The following is a 6,372-nucleotide window of genomic DNA, read 5'->3' as shown; positions in this document are numbered from 1 at the left end:
GCCGATGACGACCGCTCGTCCCCACTTCCGCCCCACGTCGGACCCCCTCGTCCACCGGTCCCACCGCGGTCGGGAATCTAACCCTGCGATCAGCTCGGCGCCCGCGCCACGGTCCCGCGTGGGAGCGGCAGCGGCAGGTCGGTGTAGGTGACGATGCCGGGCGGCGCGGCGACGACGTACGGGATCGCGTGCACCGCGGGCAGCGCGGTCATGATCATGCCGAGCACCATGAAGTCGGCGAACGTCGTCGCCTCGAAGTCGGGCGGCGGCAGGTACTCGAGCTTGGCGCGCACGGTCGGTCGACCGTCGATCTGGATGACGTGTCCCTCTTCGATCGTCCAGTTCGGTTCGAGCGTCTGGCCCTTCTTCCAGCGCACGTTCAGCTCGACGCGCGTCTGCCCGTTCACACGTCCCTGCCAGCTCGCGGCGACGCCGGCGACGCAACCGGCGGCGATCGTCCACGAGTCCATGACGACGTCCTCGGTGGTCTGCGCGTACTCGGCGACGCAGACGATCTCGTCGAGCTCGATGCCGAGCGCGTCACCGATCATCGCGACCGCCTCGCCGAACACGGCCGTGCCCTGCGCGGCCATGCCCGGCAGCTCGGGGTCGTCGATCGGTCGACCGAAACCCGCGGGTCGTTCGGTCGCGGGTGAGTCGTAGAGCGTCGTGTCCGAACCTTCGTTGACCGTGATCTTGTCGACGCGATCGCACATGCTCGCGAGCGCGATGCCGACGACGTCGACGAGGCCGGGACTGATCCCGGTGCCGAACATCGACGCGCCGCCGCGCCGGCACGCGTCGGCGATCCGATCGTGGCCCGCGCCGAGGTTGCGTCCGTTGATGAACGCGGCGGTGCTCACGACGTTGATGCCGGACTCGAGGATGAGCGCGAGCTCCTCGATCTCCGGCCACATCGGGTTGTAGACGACGCAGTCGGGCTTCAGCGCGAGTAGCTCCTCGACGTCGTTCGTCGCGGCGACACCAATGGGCGCGATGCCGCACAGCTCGCCGATGTCGCGACCGACCTTGTCGTCCGACCACGCGTAACCGCCGACGAGCTCGAGGTCCGGATGCGCGACCACCGCGCGCACCGACCGCTTCCCGACGTTGCCCGTCGTCCACTGCACCACCTGAAGCGTCATCCCCGCACCTTTCTCGGAGGCCGGCGGCCCTCGCGCACGGCTTCTTCGACGAGACCGATCACCCAAGCGATGCCGCGGATCGCGTCCTCACCGTCGAGCTGCCAGTCGTTGACGAGTCGCTCGTAGTTGCCGATCGCCCAGAGCACGTCGAGCATCGCGGCTGCGACCGTGCGATCCGACGACGGCCACCGATCCGCGTGCGCCTTCACCGCAGCCAGCAACGCGTCGTGCTGACGGCGGTTCGCCTCGATGAGGGTCGCGTCGAGCGGGATCCGCTCCTCGTGCCGGTGCGACGCGACGAAGCGGAAGAGGCGCGCCGCCGCGCCGGCGAAGTCGTCGAGGCTCAGCTCGCTGAGGTCGATGCCCACCTCCTGCTCGAGCCGGTGCATCACCGCGTCGCGCAGGGCGCGCTCATTCGCGAAGTGGCGATAGACGGTGCGCTCGTTCACACCCGCACGGTCGGCGACGGCGCGGATCGTCACGCCGTGCCAGTCGCGGATCGACGACTCGTGCACCAACTCGGCACCGGCCGCGACGATCCGCTCGCGCGTCTGCGCCGCGCGCTCGCGCCGCAACGAGTTGTCGTACGCGCGGCGCTCACCCGAAGGCGGACCTACGCTCACGAGACCAGCACCGGCAACGTCTCGTAACCGCGCACCGTCGACGTCGGGGCGATACGAGCGCGGTCGAGATCGACCTCCCACTCGGGGAAGCGGTTCAGGAACTCGTCGACCGCGACGCGCCCTTCGAGTCGAGCGAGCGCGGCACCGAGGCAGTAGTGGATGCCGTAGCCGAAGCCGAGGTGCTGGCCGATCGTGCGGTGCAGGTCGAACCGACCGGCGTCGGGCCAGCGCCGCTCGTCGCGGTTCGCGGCCGACACGACCATCAACATGGCGCTGCCCGCGGGCACCGTCTCGCCGTACAGCTCGACGGCTTCGGGCATGTACCGCCCGATCTGCGGGCCGGGCGTCTCGTAGCGCAGCAGCTCCTCGATCGCGTTCGGCAACAACGAGCGGTCGGCCACGAGCGCGCGTCGCTGATCCGGGTGCGCAGCGAGCACGCTGCCGGCCCAACCGATGAGACGGGTCGTCGTCTCGTTGCCCGCGCCCGCGACGACCGTCGTGTAGAGCAGCGCCTCGTCCCGGGTGAGCGTGCGGCGCACGCCGTGCTCGTCTTCGAACTCGGTGTGCAGCAGGTCGGTCATGAGGTCGTCCGACGGGTGCTCGATCCGCCAGTCGATGTACTCCTCGAACGTCTCGCTCCCGAACGACGGGTTGTCGGAGATCTTCATCGCCTCGCCCGCGCGCACGCGCAGGTTCGCGTCGGCCATCTCCCGCATCGCCGCCTGTCCGGCCTCCGGGACACCGAACAACATGCCCATGACGCGCATCGGCATCTGCGCACCGAGCGACGCGATGAGGTCGAACTCCGGCTCGCCCACGAGCGGGTCGAGCGCGCGCGCGCAGAACTCGCGGATCTTCGGCTCGAGCGCCGAGACCCGTCGCGGTGTGAACACGCGCGACAGCAGGCTGCGGTGCACGTCGTGCGCGGGCGGGTCCTCGAAGATGAGCGTGCCCGGCGGCAGCTCGATGTCGGCCTTGATGATCTCGAGGATGCCGCCCTTGCCCGAGATGAAGCGCTTCGCGTCGACGAGCCCGCGCTCGCAGTCCTCGTAGCGAGTCACCGCGTAGAAGTCGTATTCCTCGTTGTAATAGAGCGGCGCCTCGTCGCGCATCCGCTCGTACAGCGGGTACGGGTCCGGGTTGTTGATCGCGGTGTACGGGTCGTACGAGAGATCACTCACGAGGCTCGACCTTTCCGTGCTTCAGCAGCTCGACGATGCGTTCGGGTGACAGCGGCAGGCGGGTGACGGTGACGCCGAAGGGCGCGAGCGCGTCGGCGACGGCGTTCACGACCGCAGGTGGGGCGCCGATCGCACCGCCCTCCCCCACGCCCTTGAACCCGCCCGGTCCGGGGCTCGGCGTCCCGATGTGCCCGTATTCGATCGGCGGGACCTCCGCCGCGCTCGGGACGAGATAGTTCATGAACGTGTTGGCGAGCGGGTTGCCGTCGTCGTCGTACGCGAGGTGCTCGAACAGCACACCGCCGACGCCCTGCACGACACCGCCCGCGATCTGGCCCTCGACGACGTCGGGGTTGATCATCGGGCCGCAGTCCTCGCTCACGATGTAGCGGAGCAGCTGCACGCGTCCGGTCTCGACGTCGACCTCGCACGTGCAGACGTGCGTCGCATTCACCCAGATCGATCCGTTCTGCGCCGCGAAGCGCGCGCTCGCCTCGAGGCCTGCGGGGGTGCCTTCGGGCAGCGCTGCGGGCTGGAAGTACGCGAGCTGCGCGATGTCGTGCAACGTGAGCGCGACCGCCGGCGTGCCGCGCACGAACGCTCGTGAGTCTGCGAGCTCGATGTCGTCGACCGCGGCCTCGAGTCGGTGCGCGGCGATCGCACAGATGCGCTCGCGCAGGATCGCCGCGGTCGCGTCGATCGCACCCGCCGTCATCGACGCGCTGCGGCTGCCTGCGGTGCCCGCTCCGAAGCTCGTGAGCGCGGTGTCGCCCTGGATCGTGTGGACGTCGGCGATGTCGGCACCGAGAGCGTCCGCCGCGAGCTGCACGACCGTCGTCTCGAGACTGTTCCCGGTCGACCCGCCCGCGATGTAGACGTTGATCGCACCCGACGGCTCGATGCGGATCGTCGCCGCCTCGGTGCCGTACGACCCGTAACCCGGCGTCGACGGCTCGACGTAGCACCCGATGCCGACGCCCAGGTAGCGGCCGGCCTCGCGCGCGGCGGCCTGCTCGGCGCGGAACCCGTCGTAGTCGAGGATCGCGAGCGCCTGCTCGAGCGTCTCCAGAGGCGTGATGCTGTCGTAGGTCATCCCGTTGGGGTTCGTGAACGGCAGGTCTTCGGCGCGCAGCAGGTTGCGGCGCCGGAGCGCCGCGGGATCGACATCCATCCGGCGCGCCGCGATGTCGAGCAGCACCTCGCGGGCGAGCGACTCGAACTGCCAGGGCCCGCGGTACGCGGCGCGCCCGACCGTGTTCGTGTAGAGCGTCTGCGTCGAGAAACCGGCGCGCGGCACGCGGTATGGGCCGGGGAACAGCACGCCCACCGCGGCCGCGGTGAACACCGGCCACGGCGTCGGATACGCGCCACAGTCCTGCACGAAGTCGATGTGCGCGGCCGTGATGTTCCCGTCGCAGTCGAAGGCCAGCGTCGCGGTGCCCTGCTCCTCGCGCGACTTGCCCGCGGTCGTCAGGTTCTCGGTCCGGTCCTCGACCCACTTCAGCGGCGCGCCGAGCTTGGGTGCGGCGAGCATGATGCACATCTCGTCCCGTTGCACGAGGATCTTCTGACCGAATCCGCCGCCCGTGTCGCGCGCGATCACGCGGATGCGATGCTCCGGGATGCCGAGCAGACGCGCACAGAACATGCGCACCTCGTGCGGCGACTGCGTGGCCGAGTAGATGGTGAGCTCACCGGTCGCGGGCGAGCAGTCGACGAGGATCGCACGACCTTCGATCGGTGCGGGCGCGGCGCCGTGCTGCACGATCCTCTCGGTCACGACGTGCGCGGCGGCGTCGAGGTGCTTCTGCAACTTCTCGAGCGGTAGTCCCGCGAGCGCGCCGACCACGTTCGACCCGTGCGCTTCGTGCACCAACTCGGTCGCATCCGCGGCGCTCGTGTAGTCGACGACCGGCGGCAGTGGGTCGTACTCGACGACGACGCGCTCCACCGCGTCGTACGCGATCGCAAGCGACTCGGCGACGACGAGCGCGACCGGATCGCCCACGAAGCGCGCTTCACCGTCGGCCAACGGCGGACGCGGCGTCTCGGGACTGTCCTTCCCGACCGACGTGTGCCACTGCTCCTTCGCGTCCGCGTTCAGGTCCGCGGCCGTGAACACGAACCGCACGCCCGGGAGCGTGAGCGCCTCGGTCGTGTCGACCGAGCGGATCGCGGCGCGCGCGAACGGGCTCCGCACGAAGCGCGCGTGCAGCATGCCGCGCAACGAGATGTCGTCGACGTAGCAGCCGTGGCCGGTCAGCAGCCGCGCGTCCTCCGTCCGGTGGACACGGGTACCGACGTAGCGCGCCGCGGTCGTCACGCGATCGCGCAGACGCGCCCGCCGTCGACGGGCACGATCGCACCGCTCACGAACGACGCGCGGTCGGAGCAGAGGAACGCGGCGACCTCGGCGACCTCGTGCGGCAGACCGAGGCGCCGCAGAGGCGTGCCCTTGGCGGCCGACGGCATCGCGTCGAGCGACGCGCCCATGATCTCAGTCTTGATGTAGCCCGGACACACGCAGTTCACTCGGATGTTCTTGCGGCCGTACTCGAGCGCCGCCGTCTTCGTCAGCGACACGACGCCGGCCTTCGCCGCGCCGTACACACTCGTCGCGATCGACGAGTTGAGTCCGCCGATCGACGACCAGTTCACGACCGCGCCGCCGTTGTCGCACTCGAGCATCGTGCGGATGCCGTGCTTCATCCCGAGGAACACGCCGCGCAGGTCGACGTTCATCATGCGGTCGTACTGCTCCATCGTGACGTCGGTGAGCATGATGCCGTCGGCGATGCCCGCGACGTTCAGCACCGCGTCGAGTCGCCCGAACTCCTCGACCGCGGCGCGCATCAGCGCCTCGACGTCGGCTTCCTTCGTCACGTCGCAGCGCACGGGCAGCACGCCCGCGCCGACCTCCTTCGCGGTGTCGTTCTCGGCACCGCTGATGTCGGCGGCGACGGCGCGGGCGCCCTCGGCGACGAACAGCTTCACCGACGCCTTCGCCATCCCCGAACCCGCGCCGGTGACGACCGCGACCTTGCCGTCCAACAGGCCCATGCCGCTCCCCCTTCGTCGCGCGGCGGCCCGCGCGGAATTGGTGGCAGGAGCCTGCTACGAAATTGGGCGCGGCGCAAGGAGCGGGCGAATCCCGAACCGCGGTTATTTCGCGCGCGCTCGGTCGGCGCGCTGGGTGCGCAGCAGGTAGCCGCCGAAGCCGATCAGCCAGATCGTCTCCGGATACGCCGCGATGCGCTCCGTCGCGCCCGCGCCGAGCCCGAAGTACACGTGACCGGCGAACAACAGGAGCGCGATCAACGCGAGCGGCGCGCCGACCCGCATCGTCCAGCGCAGACGGTTCGGGACGGTCACCGCGAGTCCGAGCACGAGGATGCCGGCGGTGCCGACACCGATCGCGAGCGC

At 70.1% G+C, this 6,372-nt stretch carries 6 protein-coding genes; all 6 read right to left on the bottom strand.

What is annotated here, in order from left to right; all coding sequences use genetic code 11:
• Nucleotides 1-89: 89 nt before the first annotated feature.
• Nucleotides 90-1,145 (bottom strand): dihydrodipicolinate reductase, encoded by a 1,056-nt coding sequence (locus VH914_04945; protein ID HEX4490538.1) that lies wholly within the window; start codon nucleotides 1,143-1,145, stop codon nucleotides 90-92.
• Nucleotides 1,142-1,768 (bottom strand): helix-turn-helix domain-containing protein, encoded by a 627-nt coding sequence (locus VH914_04940; protein HEX4490537.1) that lies wholly within the window; start codon nucleotides 1,766-1,768, stop codon nucleotides 1,142-1,144. Before VH914_04940 ends, VH914_04945 begins: the two co-directional genes overlap by 4 nt.
• Nucleotides 1,765-2,949, bottom strand: coding sequence for a cytochrome P450 (locus tag VH914_04935; GenBank protein HEX4490536.1), 1,185 nt, complete (start codon nucleotides 2,947-2,949; stop codon nucleotides 1,765-1,767). Before VH914_04935 ends, VH914_04940 begins: the two co-directional genes overlap by 4 nt.
• Entirely contained in the window at nucleotides 2,942-5,272 is a 2,331-nt protein-coding gene (locus tag VH914_04930; GenBank protein HEX4490535.1) for a xanthine dehydrogenase family protein molybdopterin-binding subunit, read from the bottom strand. The genes VH914_04935 and VH914_04930 overlap by 8 nt, the downstream gene beginning before the upstream one ends.
• The gene (locus VH914_04925; GenBank protein HEX4490534.1) at nucleotides 5,269-6,009 is read right to left on the bottom strand and encodes an SDR family oxidoreductase; all 741 of its coding nucleotides are present in this window, start codon (nucleotides 6,007-6,009) and stop codon (nucleotides 5,269-5,271) included. The genes VH914_04930 and VH914_04925 overlap by 4 nt, the downstream gene beginning before the upstream one ends.
• 102 nt (nucleotides 6,010-6,111) lie before the next feature.
• On the bottom strand, nucleotides 6,112-6,372 hold a 261-nt coding region (locus VH914_04920), incomplete at its 5' end, for a hypothetical protein (GenBank protein ID HEX4490533.1).

This window comes from Acidimicrobiia bacterium (assembly GCA_036271555.1).
GTDB lineage: Bacteria > Actinomycetota > Acidimicrobiia > IMCC26256 > PALSA-610 > DATBAK01.
Note: the sequence above shows the minus strand (reverse complement) of the source record. Positions and strands in the feature narration are given on the sequence as shown.